This window comes from Dyadobacter tibetensis Y620-1 (genome assembly GCF_000566685.1).
In the GTDB taxonomy this organism is placed as follows: Bacteria; Bacteroidota; Bacteroidia; order Cytophagales; family Spirosomataceae; genus Dyadobacter; species Dyadobacter tibetensis.
The window spans coordinates 153,547-170,871 of record NZ_AZQN01000003.1 but is presented as its reverse complement, the minus strand read 5'-3'; the positions used below and the strand labels follow the sequence as shown (position 1 = coordinate 170,871).

15 protein-coding genes are annotated in these 17,325 nt (G+C 42.8%); 5 read left to right on the top strand and 10 right to left on the bottom strand.

Translation table 11 applies throughout. The features are described from left to right. The first annotated feature begins 156 nt into the window (after positions 1 to 156). Positions 157 to 1,491: a WG repeat-containing protein gene (locus X939_RS0107725; RefSeq protein WP_044198813.1), complete on the top strand. Its 1,335-nt coding sequence runs from the start codon at positions 157 to 159 to the stop codon at positions 1,489 to 1,491. Between the two features lie 434 nt (positions 1,492 to 1,925). Then, entirely contained in the window at positions 1,926 to 2,498 is a 573-nt protein-coding gene (locus X939_RS0107715) for a TMEM175 family protein (protein ID WP_229236028.1), read from the top strand. A gap of 37 nt (positions 2,499 to 2,535) precedes the next feature. On the opposite strand, the gene X939_RS22170 is transcribed toward X939_RS0107715, so the two are convergent. From X939_RS22170 to recO, 3 genes are all read right to left on the bottom strand, one after another. Then, on the bottom strand, positions 2,536 to 5,244 hold the full coding sequence (locus X939_RS22170) for a T9SS type A sorting domain-containing protein (protein ID WP_025762685.1): 2,709 nt from the start codon (positions 5,242 to 5,244) through the stop codon (positions 2,536 to 2,538). Positions 5,245 to 5,677: 433 nt separating this feature from the next. Further along, positions 5,678 to 6,382 carry a hypothetical protein gene (locus X939_RS0107705; RefSeq protein ID WP_025762684.1) on the bottom strand — a complete coding sequence of 235 codons (705 nt, stop codon included), beginning with the start codon at positions 6,380 to 6,382 and terminating at the stop codon, positions 5,678 to 5,680. Between the two features lie 67 nt (positions 6,383 to 6,449). Beyond that, entirely contained in the window at positions 6,450 to 7,145 is a 696-nt protein-coding gene (gene recO, locus X939_RS0107700) for a DNA repair protein RecO (protein ID WP_025762683.1), read from the bottom strand. Positions 7,146 to 7,453: 308 nt separating this feature from the next. Between recO and X939_RS0107695 the strand changes: the two genes are divergently transcribed. Next, the gene (locus X939_RS0107695) at positions 7,454 to 9,346 is read left to right on the top strand and encodes an amidophosphoribosyltransferase (RefSeq protein ID WP_025762682.1); all 1,893 of its coding nucleotides are present in this window, start codon (positions 7,454 to 7,456) and stop codon (positions 9,344 to 9,346) included. A 156-nt stretch (positions 9,347 to 9,502) separates the two neighbouring features. Continuing rightward, the gene (gene bshC / locus X939_RS0107690) at positions 9,503 to 11,089 is read left to right on the top strand and encodes a bacillithiol biosynthesis cysteine-adding enzyme BshC (protein ID WP_229236027.1); all 1,587 of its coding nucleotides are present in this window, start codon (positions 9,503 to 9,505) and stop codon (positions 11,087 to 11,089) included. Between the two features lies 1 nt (position 11,090). On the opposite strand, the gene X939_RS0107685 is transcribed toward bshC, so the two are convergent. Genes X939_RS0107685 through X939_RS0107675 form a run of 3 tightly spaced genes read right to left on the bottom strand, consistent with a single transcriptional unit; the run spans position 11,091 to position 13,305 of the window. Further along, complete coding sequence (locus tag X939_RS0107685; protein WP_131694727.1) at positions 11,091 to 12,134, bottom strand: hypothetical protein; 1,044 nt, start codon at positions 12,132 to 12,134, stop codon at positions 11,091 to 11,093. Next, the gene (locus X939_RS0107680) at positions 12,094 to 12,696 is read right to left on the bottom strand and encodes a hypothetical protein (protein WP_025762679.1); all 603 of its coding nucleotides are present in this window, start codon (positions 12,694 to 12,696) and stop codon (positions 12,094 to 12,096) included. Before X939_RS0107680 ends, X939_RS0107685 begins: the two co-directional genes overlap by 41 nt. Positions 12,697 to 12,744: 48 nt before the next feature. Continuing rightward, positions 12,745 to 13,305, bottom strand: a complete 561-nt coding sequence (locus tag X939_RS0107675; protein WP_025762678.1) for an RNA polymerase sigma factor — start codon at positions 13,303 to 13,305, stop codon at positions 12,745 to 12,747. 189 nt (positions 13,306 to 13,494) lie between these two features. Here X939_RS0107675 and X939_RS0107670 point away from each other — a divergent pair, with 189 nt between their 5' ends. Beyond that, entirely contained in the window at positions 13,495 to 14,721 is a 1,227-nt protein-coding gene (locus tag X939_RS0107670) for a 4-hydroxy-3-methylbut-2-enyl diphosphate reductase (RefSeq protein WP_025762677.1), read from the top strand. A gap of 51 nt (positions 14,722 to 14,772) precedes the next feature. Here X939_RS0107670 and X939_RS0107665 read toward each other — a convergent pair whose 3' ends face one another. The 4 genes from X939_RS0107665 to X939_RS0107650 all read right to left on the bottom strand — a co-directional run bounded on the left by X939_RS0107665 (position 14,773) and on the right by X939_RS0107650 (position 17,325). Next, complete coding sequence (locus tag X939_RS0107665; RefSeq protein ID WP_025762676.1) at positions 14,773 to 15,426, bottom strand: SDR family oxidoreductase; 654 nt, start codon at positions 15,424 to 15,426, stop codon at positions 14,773 to 14,775. Positions 15,427 to 16,013: 587 nt separating this feature from the next. After that, complete coding sequence (locus X939_RS0107660) at positions 16,014 to 16,460, bottom strand: DMT family transporter (RefSeq protein WP_025762675.1); 447 nt, start codon at positions 16,458 to 16,460, stop codon at positions 16,014 to 16,016. Positions 16,461 to 16,496: 36 nt separating this feature from the next. Then, positions 16,497 to 16,808 carry an NADH-quinone oxidoreductase subunit NuoK gene (gene nuoK, locus X939_RS0107655; RefSeq protein ID WP_025762674.1) on the bottom strand — a complete coding sequence of 104 codons (312 nt, stop codon included), beginning with the start codon at positions 16,806 to 16,808 and terminating at the stop codon, positions 16,497 to 16,499. Beyond that, positions 16,801 to 17,325, bottom strand: a complete 525-nt coding sequence (locus X939_RS0107650) for an NADH-quinone oxidoreductase subunit J family protein (protein ID WP_025762673.1) — start codon at positions 17,323 to 17,325, stop codon at positions 16,801 to 16,803. Before X939_RS0107650 ends, nuoK begins: the two co-directional genes overlap by 8 nt.

Here is a 17,325-nt window from a genome sequence, read left to right as displayed (position 1 = left end):
TTAGGATAAACCCTAATAAAAGTATTCAAGCGTTACCTAAATAGAACCTAATATACAAATAACCTTACCATTGATTTAAACTTGACAAACGATTTAGACATCAGATTAAAGTAGTAAAAATTATAAGACAGAACAGGAGTTTTAATTTAAAACCGAATGGAAAATCAAATTATAAAACCACATTCACCAAAAGTGAATTTGTTGATTCTTGTTTTAATGTTGTCAAATTTCTATAATTCAAATGGTTTCTGCGAAAATTCAAATAAAGCACACGAATGGAGAAGTAATTACACCTCTGTAATTGAATCAGGGGGAGTTTTCATTGCACAAAAACGAACCACCTATTGTGGTATCCCCAAAACGTTCTTAGTGGACAGTAGCGGAAATAGGCTTACTCGTGCATACCGGGATATCGGTTTATTTAGCAATGGGTTAGCGGAATTTGTTGTTGCAAAAGATGATTCACAACCCTATGGAGTGCATGGCTACTTAAACAATAAAGGGAGTATTGTTATTGATCCAATTTATAAATCAGCAAGCAAATTTAGTAATGGTAGGGCATGGGTTATCGAACCAATTAAAGACCACTATGCCTTAAAGTATATTGACAATACCGGAAAATGTGTTTCTCAGCTTCCAACATATTTGTTCAAGAATGATTTTTTAATAAAAAATGCAATTGAGGCTTATTCCTGCGGCAATGAATCCGAGGAAACTTTATTTTGGCATAAGAATGGCAATATTTTGAATCTTTCTCCCAAATTAAATAGCTACTTAGAAAAGGAGATCAAAGAGAGAATTCACCTTACCGTTATTCATAATAATGGCCTATATGGACTAATTAATACACTAAAGATTCTAAAAATGCCGGTTATTTTGGAAGAGTTGGATATAGCTTATGATTATTCTACCAATCGCTTGCAACGAGCAAAGTATGATTCCCAATACGGATATTTAGATCGAAATACAGGCGATATTGCTATTTCCTTTCAGTTTTTGGATACCAAAAAGCCCACTTTAAACAGAATATGGGTTAAAAAAGGTAGTAAATGGGGGTGTATTAGTTATAATGGGGAATTGAAAATTCCTTACCAATATGATGAAGTCCAATCCTTTTCGGAAGACAATAGGGCGTCAGTTGGTGTCAATGGTCGATATGGTCATATTGATACTACGGGTGTAATAAAAACACCTTTAGTGTATGACTTTACTTCCTATTTCAATGACTATATTGCTGTTGTAAGAATGGATAATAAATATGGATATATTGATACTACTGGCCAATTGATTACAGAAATTAAGTATCATAAGGCATTTCCATTAAAAAATGGGTTTGGAATTGCAGAAAATAAATATTTTACATACAAAATTGATACAAATGGAACTAGGGAACTCATCAATATTTCCATAAACCTCAAGGCATTGTTAATTGTACTTCTTTTGCTTGTTATTCTCTATGGGAGTGGCTTCGTAAAACGCAAGATGTTATAGTACATATAAGTTCAGAAGGCAACCCTACTTTCGAAGGCGCTTATACAGCCTATTTCTTGGGGCACTTCTTACAGTGCTTCCCTTTCTTTTTATATTTCTCGCAGCATTTTTTAAAAACACAATCGTGGCCGTCAGCGATACTACGGCTCCACATTTCAGGCATCCCACATTCCGTTGCCGCCTCAGTCTGATTTAAAAGGTTCATTTGCTGTTATTTAGAATCAATGATACAAAGCTAAGCCCTATTTAGAATGATTCCAATAAAAATGGAATTTATTTTGATACAATCCAAATAATACCCTTAAGGGCCCTACTACCTGCATAAATTATATGATTGTTAGGTAAAAATCAGACCAAGTGCGTAAATATCAAATAATCCACTACTTTGGGGAATAATATCCCAGAATATCACATTAAAACTTTAATATAATTCTATGATGACCACTTCAAGACTTGAGGCTTTCAGCGATGGGGTGCTGGCGATTGTAATTACCATTATGGTATTGGAGCTGAAGTTACCCCATGGCGATAGTCTGAAAGACCTCCAACCACTAATTCCAACAATTATTAGTTATTTGCTAAGCTTTATATTTGTAGGAGTTTACTGGAACAATCACCACCATCTATGGCAAGCCGCAGAGCATGTGAATGGTAGAATACTTTGGGCCAACCTTCATCTGCTATTTTGGATTTCTTTATTTCCATTTACCACAGGTTGGCTAGGGGAAAATTTCAACTCTACCATTCCGGTGGCCTTATACGGGCTGGTACTTTTCATGGCTAGTTTAGCTTGGTATATACTTACAAAATTGGTAATAAAGCACGAAGGCATAGATTCCCCGGTAGGCATCGCCTTTAAAAACGACTATAAAACGGTGGCTACTATGGTAATCTACGCCTTGGCTATCGCTGCTGCTTTTTATGAACCTTGGATTAGCATGGCTATCTACGCCTTGGTAGCAGCACTTTGGGTGGTACCCGATAAAAGAATTGAAAAAATGATTTAGATATTTTCAATTCTCTTCAGATGCACCCGAAGTAAAATCAGAATATCAGGAGTCGTTCTACCGCTCTATGGCTGCCATTGGAAACGGATAACAGGTAATTTCCTTTTGTTATTGCAGACACATCGACACCCAATTCTCCCAGGCCTTGCGGCTGCTTATAGACCCGGTTAAGGATAGTCCGTCCTGAAAGATCAATTATCTGAACCCTCAAGAGTTGTTCGTTGGGATTGTTAATTTGAATACGAGCCAAGGATTCTACCGGATTTGAAACCAAGTGTATGCGCAATATTTGTGGGTCTAGGGCTGCAGTACGTATCCTTGAAAACTGGAACTTACCATCCCGATCTACCATCTTCAATCTATAGTAAAGCACTTGACCCAGGGGTGCCTGTAAATCTTTATAATGATATGTTCGGCTAGATCTGCCGGAATTTCCTCCTTCTATCCAAGCCAAATCGACAAACTCCTTCCCATCAACTGACCTTTCCAATTGATAGCCTAAAAAATTATCTTCCGTAGTAGATTCCCAGTTTAATACGATGGCATGAGGAAGAGCTTTTGCCGAAAAGGTTTTCAGCCCCACAGGTAAGGGTAATGGCTCCCCCTGTATCCAGGTCGCGGCACTATTGGCAGGCACCGTAACCCGGAGAGTTCCACTGGCAGACACTAAGGGAGTATCGGTGCTTGTACTTCCGGCAACACGTGTAAACACCTGACCTGCCTCTATCCCATTCCTCATGATTAGCGGAATTTCTACATCCATGGCTTCGTCGCTATAATTAACCAAGTTGAGAACCTCCTTCCCCCCCACGCTTCCACTTGCATTATTCTGATAGATAAGTGAACGCTTATAGCAACCACTATAATAGGTAATAGCCGGCCCGCCGAACTTGTTCAGATAGTCTATCCCCGTAGAGCCATGAATATAGGTCTTTAGCACATCGATCCATTCGTCAATTTGCGACTTTAACCCTCCCTCGGGCCATACCGGAAAATAGCTGAGCGTCTGCGGCTCACAGGTCACTCCATTCCAGGTTTGCACAGATTGGTTGTAGCCATAATAGTCGGGCCAGAAAATGGTAGGTACACCCAAATGATTATTTGTCAACATATAGGCATAGCTGTTGAGCGCATTGCCCCGATGATGTAGCAAGGAAGAACCATAGGTAGGGTTGGCATCTCTAAAGTCGTGGTTATTGGCCATGGTTACAACATTATTCCCACTAAAACCATTTCCATCGTGAAGACTACCGGTAAACACATTTCGGACGTCCCAGGCGGCTGGCTCATTACAATCCTGAGCTGTACTCACCCCATTTCCACCGTCAGTAGCTTTTTTGAGCACATCCCGTAGATTAAAATCAAAAACCTTGGGATTGAGTCCAGCCCCACCGCAAGCATTCAGTTTATCATAAACCTGGGACAACCAGGCTCCCTGGTCCCCCGGGTCTTGTCCGTACCATTCTCCTACCACCAGGCTTGGATCTTGTCCAGCAGCATGCATAGCGCAGAGCAAATCTCCTACGAAGGACGCCGGGAAATGCTTGATGGCATCCATACGCAGTCCTCTGATGCCCACTTCATTCCAACTCCATAAAGTCCAGTCAATTAGCTTTTGCTTGGTGTCTGGGTTCTGATGATCGTAGTCGTAGAAATAGTCCATGCTCTGCTGACTGTATTTGGGTCCCAGCGTGGTCTGGCTAACATCGGCTTCGGAATTCCCCGACCAATTGGGTCTAAAGTTGCTCCCATTCATGCAAGGTCCTCCCCCTGGAAGATCACAAAAATTGGTATAGGTCTGCGCACGAAGCTTATAATTGGGATTGAAGCCCCCGCCATTGGCGAACACGTTGCCGGCATCGGCAAGGTCACGCCCTGCCCCATTGCCAGCAGAGCCTTGGGGATCGTAATAAATCTTCCAGGGTCGATGGTTCGAATAAGCCTCGACATCCCCAGGATTAATGTTAATCATATAGATAATAAGTTCATCAGTGGGATTAAAATCGTCCGACTGAAGCGATATCTGGAATTCGTCATTATCCCCATCGCTATCGATGGTGACCTCATAATTTCTTCCAAGCTGTATAGGTAGCGCCGCACCTTGTTCCACAGCGACCAGATCGGGACCTATGACAGGAGACCACCTGGAACCTCCAATCTTGTTTGTGGTGACATACAACATATATTTACTGCCACTATAGGTCCCAGTCCTCGAGCTAATATTGATATAATAGTTTCCTATACCATTGCCTGCTGTTTCTCCCACAGGAAGCACCATACGATACCGATCGGAGGGCATGGAAAATTGATAGCCCGCAGCAACCGTATTACCCGCTTTGTGCAATATATAATCTAATACAGGATCATTGTTTTCAGGCGCGCCGCCATCGCGGTGATTGTAAATCATATCGCCTACGACTTGCATACCCGCTCCGGAAAAACTCGACACCATATCATAGATTTGCTGCTTGGAACCAAGAGGTGTCACTGTAGAGGCATCTCCAATATATAGATCCCGGGGATCATAACCTCCACTATTGGCCCCATTTCCTTGAAAGGGGGGTGTCCAAATATGTGTAAAACCAGCTCCAGCTAACTCCAAAGCTTTTAATGCCATGGTATCGGCCCAGGCAGCACCACATTGCGCCTTTGGAATATCGTAATAGAATCCTTGTATCATTACCTGTTGCCCCCAAACGGAGGAGCCGATCAGAAGGAATACCAAAATACGTAGATAGTGTCTCATAAGATACGATGCTCGTTTAAGTACTAATGAATAATTGAATGCTAACCCTCAGAATGGTCATATAATTTACTAAAATTATACCGACAAAACTACCAGCTTATTTAGTTCTTTTCGTACCACTTTTAAGCTTTCAAAAATATTGTTGGTCCGAGCTACGGATCTGATAAAACACTCATATACAGTATAGTGAAAATAAATACAGGGCACCACTTTATAAAATGGCACCTATTTTGTCATAATTATAATTAGAAAATCACCATTCGACACCTCCAGATAAATGTGGACGGGGTCCAAGGAGAAAAATCTGACTAGGATATACTTAAGCGACCATAATCCTCAGAAAGGAAGGTTCTTTTCTGGCTAAAAACGCAAAAGAGGCTGCCCTTTTGAGGCAGCCTCCATATCTAATCATTGATCGGTGTACACGCTGGTATTATTGTATCTTTTCCCAGACCTCATGTATAGCATCTCCTTTACTACTCTTGCCCTGATGATCCCATCGGCCATTCTCTAAACCCCAATCAAACTGCAAGCTGGCGCCCACCCGATTGTTATCTCTAGAGAAAAACTCGATCTTCTCAGTATACTTTCCATTTTCTATACGATAAGTTCCACCCCCTGTCCCATAAAAGCCTTTAACAGCCGGGTCTATAGCTATCCATTGGAACCTTGTGCCTGATAAAATTTTCAAAGTTTTGCGGGTACCTGACTGGTGGATTTTAACCAAATTACCCGAATCGCCTTGTACTCGTTCGGTGATATGCCAAGTACCAGCCATAGGAACATCCTTGGCATCATCAACAAGCATCCACACCCATGCATCCTTGTAACGCAACGTAAGAATTTTATCCTTGCGAGTCACTGTAAAATGAATGGGTTGTCCAATTTTGGTGGAATCAGCTGTATTGTACTCAGGAGTGTAAATCATTTGGTCGCCCTCCATGATGAAAGGTCCCCCTTCCGTACGTTCGAAGTATTTATTCAGTACACTGTAAGAGGCAATACTCAGATAATTGTCAGATACAATCATCATGGACGTGCTGCCCGTAGGCTCTTGCGATTTCCAGGCGCCCTTGGGCACTTGAGCATAAGCCAATTGAACCATAAGCAATAAAATAAGGGTAAGGTAAGGTTTCATTATTGTTTATTTTGGTTGAAAAAGAAATAGACTAAAAGCATGCCAGCTATACGCTCTGCCCTCTGGTTTATCGAAGAACCTCCCGAAGTACATCCAAAGATTTGAGCTCACCAATTCCTTCGATATGAATTTTATAAAAATAAATCAATTTTTCGAGCAAACTCGAACGACCTATCCTATCTAAGGGTATTTTTTCGTACCCTATCTGCTGAAGAATCATATTAACCACATCCTCCTGAGCTCGATTGGCCAAGTATGGGTAATGGTGTTGCTTCAATTCCAACTCTAATTCTCTCATACTTTCGATACCAAAGCCCAAGTACGAGGCATAATAGATCATAAACTGGATATGAAAATTTTCAAAACCTTCTTCCATATTATCCAGATGCAGAATAGACTGATATAGGAAATCGAAAAGGGGCTCATTCTGCTCCTCTTCTTTGAGGGTTTTTCCTAATATTTCGGTTAGGAAAAGTCCAATACTAGACTTAGCAATTTCGAAGGGAATGGAATGAAAGGGAACGAGGCACTTCATCTCTGAAATCCGATGCACTGAAGCTTGCTTATCCTTATGATAAACCACCATATCCAATAGAGTCAGGGGCTGAAATAAGGCAATTTTATTGCCCCGAGCTTTACTACTACGTACGCTGTTAACAATGTAGGACTGGATACCAAAGGATTCGGTATAAATTTTGGCAATAATAGACGTTTCACGAAACCGGATGTAACTGATAGCAATCCCTTTGGTTTTGTATAGCATAGCCCCTATAAATCTTAAATCCGCCTGGAAAGCAACAAAAGTTGCTCCTACCACCTACAAAGAAAAGAAGTAAGTAGCACAAAGCGCTATTTATTCTTAACAAATCCAAGATATGTCTGCTATCTAGGCTTTCCATAGCAGATTCTTAAATAATGTCCCCAATTTAATCCATTTATAAGGGAAAGGATTTGTACCTTTGCCGATGTTTTTCGAACTAAGAATATTATTTGTTCGTTAATAAATCATTAACAGACGGAGTACGTTTTTAAAACTTCAAACGGATTCAATTCTAACGCATAACGCGACATATGAGCGACGCAATTAAGCACGAGTGCGGTATAGCACTTATTCGTCTTAGAAAACCTTTCCAACACTACATCGATAAGTACAACACCCCCCTTTTTGCGGTGCATAAGCTGTCGGTAATGATGGAGAAACAGGTTAACAGAGGCCAGGATGGTGCCGGAGTGGCCAACATCAAAATTGATGTTCCACCAGGTAAGCGCTACATCAGCCGTTATAGATCGGTGGAACCCCAACCTTTAACGGACATATTCTCCAAAATTCACAAGAAATTCCGCAAGGGACTCAAAAACAATCGTGACAAGGCTAATGACGCCCAATGGCTGCAGGAGAATCTTGCTTTCACAGGAGAAGTGTGGCTCGGACATTTGCGCTATGGTACCCACGGAACCAACGAAGTGGAGAACTGCCACCCCATGCTGCGTCAAAGCAACTGGAGAAGCCGGAATCTGGTCATGGCCGGAAACTTCAACATGACCAATGTCGATGAATTGTTTGGAAAACTGGTTTCTCTCGGTCAGCATCCAAAGGAAAAAGTGGATACGGTGACAGTTATGGAGAAGATTGGCCATTTTTTGGACGAAGAAAATCAACGTGTTTTCGAACGCTTTAAGGGAATCTACGAAAACCCTACGCTTTCTAATGTGATCGAGGACAATATCGATTTGCAGCGTTTGCTCTATCGATCATGTCGCGATTTCGATGGAGGATATGCTATGTGTGGCCTAACGGGTTATGGCGCTTCTTTTGTTATAAGAGATCCGGCTGGCATCCGTCCTGCCTTCTACTATGCCGACGACGAGGTGGTTGTGGTGGCCTCGGAAAAACAGGCTATCAAGGCCGCTTTCAATGTAGAATACGGCCAAATCCAGGAAATAACCCCTGGCTCGGCCCTAATTATAGATAAAAATGGAGAGTATAACGAACTACCCGTGCTGCCCCGTTTGGAGCGTAGATCATGTAGTTTCGAAAGGATTTATTTTTCCCGTGGTACCGATCCTGATATCTATTACGAGCGTAAGCAACTCGGAAAATTACTGATCCCGCAGATATTAAAAGAAATAGATTACGATCTGGAAAACACCATATTCTCTTACATCCCCAATACAGCCGAAACGGCTTTCTTAGGGATGATCGAAGGCTTGGAAGAATATTTGGCAAAAAAACGCAAACAAGCCATCATGGATGGTATTCTGTTTGAAGAAGATTTAGAAAGGGTGCTTTCCTTCCGCCCACGGATTGAAAAGCTGGTAACCAAGGATGTGAAATCACGTACCTTTATTACCGCCGATGACGTTCGTGACGATATGGTTTCTAGCGTCTATGATACCACTTTCGAAGTGGTTCGTAAAAACGTGGATACCGTGGTGATTATTGATGACTCCATTGTGCGGGGGACGACCCTGGAAAAGAGTATTCTCACCATGCTCGATCGCCTGAACCCGAAGAAAATTGTGGTTGTCTCTTCTGCGCCACAGATTCGTTTCCCCGACTGCTATGGCATCGACATGTCGCGGATGAAGGACTTTGTGGCCTTCCGCGCTACTATGAAGCTGATAGAGGAACGAGAAATGGATGACTTGCGTGAAGAAGTGTATACCCAGTGTGTAACCGCTTTGGCCACAAAAAATCCGAATAATATCAATTATGTAAAGGCGTTGTATGACCCTTTCACCGACGACGAAATCTCTAATAAGGTTGCAGATATTATCAGGCCAAAAGGGCTGAACGCCGAACTATCGGTTATCTTCCAGACGGTTGAGAACCTGCATTTAGCTTGTCCGCAACATAGCGGTGACTGGTACTTTACCGGCAACTACCCTACTGAAGGTGGTAATAAAGTGGTGAATAAGGCCTATGCCAATCACCATGAAGGAAAACTTGTAAGAGCTTACTAATCGCATATTATAATTTGCAAAGAGCCGCTTATGCGGCTCTTTGCTTTTAAGTCTATCTCCTGATTTTTCAGGAATTGATCGGAGACTTGATCAGTTTTTCTGAACTTTAACGTTATTTGCTCGGTTCAATAAATTATCATTTAAATACGGATTGAATTGGATTCCTTATCAGCCACTGAAACGAAACCTTCCCTGACTGTTCTCCCTGTGGATTTGCGCAGTACAGGACAGTTCCCTACCCTACTCCTAGACTACCTGGATCAGAAACCCCAGGTTTCCAAATTTTACGAAACGTTTCCGACTTTGACTAATGCTTCCCATTCCATAGAAGCTCGGGCCCATTTCAATCCAGAAAACAGAAAGACCCTGGTGCAAGCTTTGCAGCGTCAATACAGCCATATACACACGGCACCAGACTTTAGTCCCCTTTTAGAAAAAAATACCTTTACCGTCACCACAGGTCATCAACTCAATATATTCACTGGACCCCTCTATATAATTTATAAGATAGTTACGACGATTAACCTGGCCCGTCAGCTAAAAAGGACCTATCCAGACCAAAATTTTATTCCGGTATATTGGATGGCTACAGAAGATCATGATTTCGATGAAATCGCCTCCTTCAATCTATTTGGTCGGACACACACCTGGAAAGGGCCGCATAGTGGAGCAGTAGGTCGTCTAAATCCCAAAGAGCTTGCGGACATAATCAAACAGCTCCCCGAAAAGCCCACGTTATTCAAAAAGGCCTACTTAGAGCAGGAGACTCTAGCCGATGCGGTGCGATGTTATATGCATGAATTGTTTGGGGAGGAAGGGCTAATCTGTCTGGACGCGGACGATGCCAGTTTGAAGGCATGCTTTCAAACGATCATAGAAGAGGAACTCAGGGATGCACCCGCAGCGGAAAGAGTGGCTCAAACATCCTCGGAACTTTCAAAATTGGGTTATAAGACACCCGTTTTCGCACGCGAGATTAACTTCTTTTACCTGGAAGACCAGCTTAGAGAAAGAATAATTAAAGAAGGTGAAACCTACAAAGTACTCAATACGGACCTGCAATTTAGTGAGGCGCAAATTATAGCCTTGTCTAAGGAATACCCGGAGCGCTTTAGCCCAAACGTGGTGATGCGACCCTTGTATCAGGAAGTCATTCTCCCCAATTTGGCCTATATTGGTGGCCCTTCCGAAGTACCCTACTGGATGCAACTCAAATCGGTATTCGATCATTATCGAGTTCCCTTTCCGATGCTGGTCCCCCGCAATTTTGCTCTTTACCTACAGGCCGATCAGCTTCAAAAGGCCAGGAAGCTTCAGATCGATCTCCCCGCCTTATTTCAGGATGAGGTAAGGCTAAGAAAAGATTATACCCAAAAGGCTTCGGAGCAACCTTTAAATCTGGTTCAGCAGAAACAGGAGATGACTCAAATCTTTGAAAGTATCGCAGTTCAAGCACAGGCGATTGACCCAACACTGGAGCCTACAGTACAGGCAGCGCTAGCCAGAATGCGCAAAATAATGGTTCAGCTAGAGGGTAGATTGGAGAAGGCTGAAGAGCGAAACCACAGTTCTGAAATCGAACAGCTGATCAGACTGAAAAAGAAACTTTTCCCAAAAGGGATGGCTCAGGAACGATACGATAACTTCATGAACTTTTATTTCAGCGACCCCGAGTTTATCCAAAAACTTTTTACTGTTTTCGATCCCTTGGATTTTAGATACTTGATACTCTCCGAGAAATAATCTACTTTTTGAATTCTACGTTTCCAAACCGACTATGGACCACTACTTTGGTACCAGAGCCGTCCCCTATCATTCCCTTATAACGTTTCACTTCATTAGGCTTGAGATTAGGCCCAGGCGACTGGGTAAAACGGGCGATGGAAGCGGGGAAACGAAAACTGCCATAGCTCACTTCTATGTCGAACCGATTGGCATCTGCAGGCACTACTACTGAAGAATAGGCGGCTTCTATCCTTATTTCCTCTGCCTTACTTCTAATGTCATCGATTCGAAAATCACCAGAGTATCGAAGACGGATATTCCCCTGTCCTCGGATAGTCCCGATACGCGCATTGGAATAATCGATATCGGCATCCAGAGTGGTGACATCTCCGATATGCATCTCTCCAAATTTATTACTTAGTTCCAGACTTTTTATATGATCAAGATGCAAGTCGGAATATTTGAAATCCATTTTCCCGGCTGCTACTCTACCCATTTTCGCACTACCATAGCTGACCTCTATCAGATTAGCAACATTTTCCAGATTATTGGTAAAAAAACCACCATATCGGCTGTCGATGGTAAGAGGGGCCTGAAATGATGGAATGTGCGTGTCCCCAAACTGGTTCTTGACGATTAACGCCGTTTCTTTGGGCATGCTTACCGTATAGTCGATTTGAATACTACTCTTGGTTCCTCGGCGGGGTCCGGCAAGATATCGGTTAGAGAAAGGATCTTTTCCTATGATCGTCTGGAGCATAATTTTTTCCCCCCGTCGCTCCTCCTGAATATTAACGGCCTCCAGATAAGCCATGGCTCTGGATTCGGAGGTGGCAATGGCGGTAATACGTATTTCGACACGGATACTGGGCTTCTCCCAAAGATTTACATTCACAGCTCCAAATTGATTGTCTACCGAAAGAATTTCGCCAGAACGTACCGTAAACTCCTTGGTAATCTTTCGGATTTTCTCTGTGTCCATCTCATCAGCATGCCCACCCGACCAGGCCATTACGGAGAGATTAGCTAACAGCAGCGCGATTGTCAATCTTATTATGGTCATCTTGAGTTTTGTTAAATCTTTTAAGAATATCTAGTTGTTGATTGAGCAGATCGATCTGCCACTGTAAATTCTGGATCATAGCTTCTAGCATCGCCTCTTGATTAGGCGCATGCCCAATCTCCGTCCTCAAGGAGCGATAACTCATCTCCAGCGCTTCTAAATCGGCCTTAAAGGCCGTCCTTAGTTCCGGATTGTCGCTGGTAAGTTTTATGATTTCATCGCGTTTTCTGTCAATTAGCCGGGTGTATTGGCTCACCTCCTTGGCATAGCTTGGCTGGCTTATGGCCACGGCAGGATGTTCACTGAGGCCATATTCTTGATTTAAATACACCAACATGCCTACGCCTATGGCCAACACTACCACCGCAGCGACTTTCAGACCGGTATTATTCCAGTTAAAAAAACCCTTAATAACCTTGCCTCCATTCTTGTTTTCCTGGGCTGGCAAAGATTGAGTTATTTTATCCCAGAGGGCTTCAGAAGGTTCTAACCTATCGAAATCCTCCCGATTGTCCCGCACAAAGCGCTCCAACCTATCTTTCTTATCTGATTTATCTTTCATTTTACTTATAAAATTTAATTCCAAACGACTGCTATCTCTCTGTCTCCCCTATTTCCCGCGCTGCTCTTTCAGAATTTCCAGCAATTTACGTTTAGCCCTAAGATACTGTGACCTGGAGGTAGATTCGGAAATCTGCAGCACCTGACCAATTTCCTCGTGGTCGTAGCCCTCAAATAAATACAGGCTTAAAACCACCCGGTAACCATCCGGCAGCTCTCCCATCGACTGTTGAATGCGCAGGACATCTAAAGGAACTGAATCTTGCTCCTCAACACTGGCCATTTCAGACTCTGGCTCATCCCAGTTCCCCAGCTCCACATATTCCATTTTTCGACTCCGCACCTGGCTCAAAGCCCTGTTGATCACGATCTGTTTAAGCCAAGCTCCAAAGGTCGATTGTTGCCGGAACTGTTCCAGGTTAGTAAACGCATCGACAAAGGCATCTTGCAGAGCATCTTCCGCTTCCCCCGAATGGTTCAATATCCGCATACAGACATTGAACATTGCCTTGGAGTAGCATTGATACAATTCATATTGAGCCTTCCGTTCTCCTCGCTTACACCGGGCTACCAGCTCGACATGCTGGTCGATATAGGTTCTTGATTTCAAGCTGTAGGTTTAGTTTTTTATCGTGTTTGAAACAAAGACTCTATTCAAAACGAAAAGTTGCATGGGGGAATAAAAATAAGTGCACAACCATCCGAACAAAGCCAGGATAAGGATTGTTCTTTTCATCAGGCCACGTATCTTTGACCGCCGGTACTGTATTACAGACACCCCCAAGAACGATCCATACCCATGAAGACCTTTGATATACCCGAGTTTTATAGAAGTCGAATCATCAGCCCTATCAAGGAACTTCGGCGCAAAAAAGATAAGCTTAAACGGGATTACAGCCCCACCTTACTTGATTTTGGTCCAGTACAATTTCTGATTGCCCGGCATTTTGGCTTCTGTTATGGGGTTGAAAATGCAATTGATATTGCCTATAAAGCTATTTCTGAAAATCCTGACAAAAGGATATTTCTGCTCAGTGAAATGATACACAACCCGGACGTAAACCGCGATCTGGTACAACGGGGCGTACAATTTATCATGGATACGGAAGGAGAACAGCTGATTGCCTGGGAAACCCTTCAGCCTGAGGATATCGTGATCGTACCTGCCTTTGGCACCACACTCGAAATTCAGGAGAAACTCAAATCACTGGGCATCAATTCCTATATATATGATACAACCTGCCCCTTCGTAGAAAAAGTATGGAACCGGGCCGCGCAAATAGGCGATAAAGACTATTCGATTGTGGTACATGGAAAGCCAAGTCACGAAGAAACCAGGGCTACTTTCTCTCACAGCAAGGCCGGAGCCCCGACTGTAGTAGTGAAAGACATGAAACAAGCCGAACTATTGGCGAAATATCTGACTGGTAAGCTCCCGTCAGCGCAGTTTTATATCGATTTCAAAGATCAGTTCTCGGAAGGTTTCGACCCTGAAAAGGATTTGAAAAGAATTGGAGTAGTCAACCAGACCACCATGCTGGCTTCGGATACCCAAGGCATTTCTGATTTTCTTAAAAATGTGATGATTCAACATTATGCTTTGAAACCGCAGGAAGTAGAGAGTCATTTTGCTAATACCCGGGATACCCTTTGCTACGCTACCAACGACAATCAAGATGCTACCTATGCCCTGCTGCGACATGAGGCCGACTTGGTGCTTGTTGCCGGAGGATATAACAGTTCCAACACCTCTCATTTGGTGGAGCTATGCGAGACAAAGTTTCCCACCTACTTCATTGAATCGGCACAAAAAATCCTTAGTCCAGCGCTTATACAGCACTTCAACATGCACGAAAAGCAAGAAGTTACTTCGGGAAATTATCTTCCTGCTACCACCCCGGCACGGATCATGCTGACCTGTGGAGCCTCCTGCCCCGACGCCATCGTAGAGGAAATTATGCTGAAAGTACTTGGATATTTTGACCACACACTGCCCATAGAAGAGGTCATTGCTGGGATAGAATAATGAGGTGATTTACACAATAAATCTACCAATGCTTGTGTCACCCGCACCACCCTATACAAGTTGGTGTTCATCACTTGCGATGTAGCGAATTTCTCTGCCTTCAAAAGGTTTTTCCATTTCTTCTACAATGGTTTTGGCAATATCCAAAGGCGACACCCAAGGTTCTTTAACGTCATCACCATAGCTTTGTACAATAGCCCCATCCGTCTTCATGCTCTGCATAAATCTGAAAAGGTTAGGATAAAAGGCTACAGGTCGCATAAATTTGATGGAGACGGCAGTAGGTAATTGATTCATCATATCCTCGACCCCTTTGTATACAGAAAGGCTACCAATACCTTTGTTAGTATGCGCTCCAATACTGCTTAAGTACACTACATTTTTTACACCAGACTCTTCCACAGCTAGTTTGTATTTACTGGCGATATGGTTGAACTCAGCTGGAAAATCAATACGCTTATCGAAGAGGTGACCAATCGCATTCCAAGCAATCATCAGGTAAACCGCATCAGCACCTTTAAATGTGTCGGTCAGAAAATCAACATCCTGCATACTGCCAATTGCGGCTGTTGCGCCAAGGGCTTCAATTTCTTTTTGTCTTTCGGCCTTACTGCTAATTACCGTCACCGAATGACCTTTTTTTACTAAACCTTGAGTGAGCGGGTTTCCAATACGACCCAATGAGCCTGTCAATACAATTTTCATATTTCTCAGATTTTAATTTGGAAATACAAAGTTCGTATCGTTGAATTTGTTGAATGTATGCTAATTGAGGATTTGTGTAGCCAAAATAAGAATGAAAGCTAAATATTTAGCCAAGATCGCTTTTTTACATTACAGCGTATCCGCTGGACAAATTCCAACTAGGATATATTAAAGTTTTGAGGGAGTAGCTCTTCGAGGTTACTTATCTCGGTGGATTGGAGGTTTTTGAAAACGAAGTTTAACTAGTCGTTTGGATTGACATTATGCTTTTTGCAGATAGCAAAGAAAGTAAAAATGAGGACTGCCCTTTGGGCTGCTTCATGGTTACCAGCAAATAGATACGGTGCGACGCCAGATGGGTAAAATGAACTCTGTTTGTTGTTAATTAATCATTCATTTTCTTTTTTCAATTTTCAAGTGCTAAAGAAAAATCTGGTTGGACATGTCAAGGGTGGCCGAGGCGCAAAGTAATTAATACATCCTTGTAATGGAAAGGCTACCCAGGACATTGGAAGAAAAGATTTGGACCTTATAATACGGAGGTCGGCCAGCGACAGACCCAAAGTGGCTGGTGCTATGGGGTGATCCTAATTTTTCACGATCAGATAGACCCCGATCACTAAAAAAACGGCCCCTGCTATGCGGGGAAGCGTGATAGGATGCACCTCAAAACCCTGAAAACCGAAATGGTCGATGGTCATGGCGGCGGCCATCTGGCCTGCCACCACCAAGCAAAGCATACTGGCTGGCCCTATGTCCCGCACAATAAATATGACAGTAAGCACGTAAAAGGCACCACATAGCCCCCCCAAATAACGAGTCCAGGGTACCTGCTTCATTTCTTGAAGAGTAGGCACCGGATATTGATTAAACAATAAAAAGACTGTAGAGAGTATAGTCAGCCCGCTAGCAAAAGAAATAATGGCCGTTAATATAGGATTACCTACCGATTCGCGTAACTGCGCATTGACTCCGGATTGAACCGTATTAGAAATCCCTATGAGAAAGGCTAGAAAGAGGAAAATAAGCTGCATTATGGATGAATCTGTTTCATATTTTTCAAGATTCGATTAACTTTTTAGCTCATCGATCCGATCGGGCTCCACAGTATTGAACTGACCATATACTCGCAAAATTATGGCCAATGCCACAGTAATTTCTGCTACCGCTACCACGATCACAAACAAGGAAAAGAGTTGTCCGCCAAGCCTTTCCGGATCATGTCGGCTAAAAGCTACCAAATTAAGATTGACTGCATTTAGCATAAGCTCTATGCCCAGGAGTATCCCGATTAAATTTTTCTTGGTGATGGCTACGGCCAAACCAATGCTAAACAAGGCGGCTGCGACGATCAAAAAATGAATTAAAGGAATATTACTCATGTGTGGGATTACGGTTCAAGGCCAGATAGGCAGCTCCTACCAGAGCTACCAACAAAAGGATACCGGCAATTTCAAATGGTAACAGATGCGAGGTCATCAATTCGACTCCTATGGTTTTGATGGTCGACTTACTAAGATTTACGTTTCCTGCAATCCGGAAGTTAGCAGAAAGAATAACATAAGTAAAAAAAAGAAAGCATAAGAGCGCAAGAGCGAAGCCAGGAAAACGTCGACCCGATTCAGCCATGATACGGTTAGAGGTAGAAGAATGAGCCCCTTTATTGGTCTGCTGGGTAAGCATAATCCCGAAGATTAGTAGTACCAGTACGCCGCCTACATAAATCATAATTTGGGTAACAGCCAAAAAGTCAGCACCTGCCAGTACATATAAGGCTGCCACGCCAAGAAAGGTCAAAAACAAGGAGAATGCCGAATAGATTAAATTTTTTGACAATAAAATAAACAAAGCCGAAGCTATAGCCAGGAAAGCAAAACCATAAAAAGCGATCAATTCCAT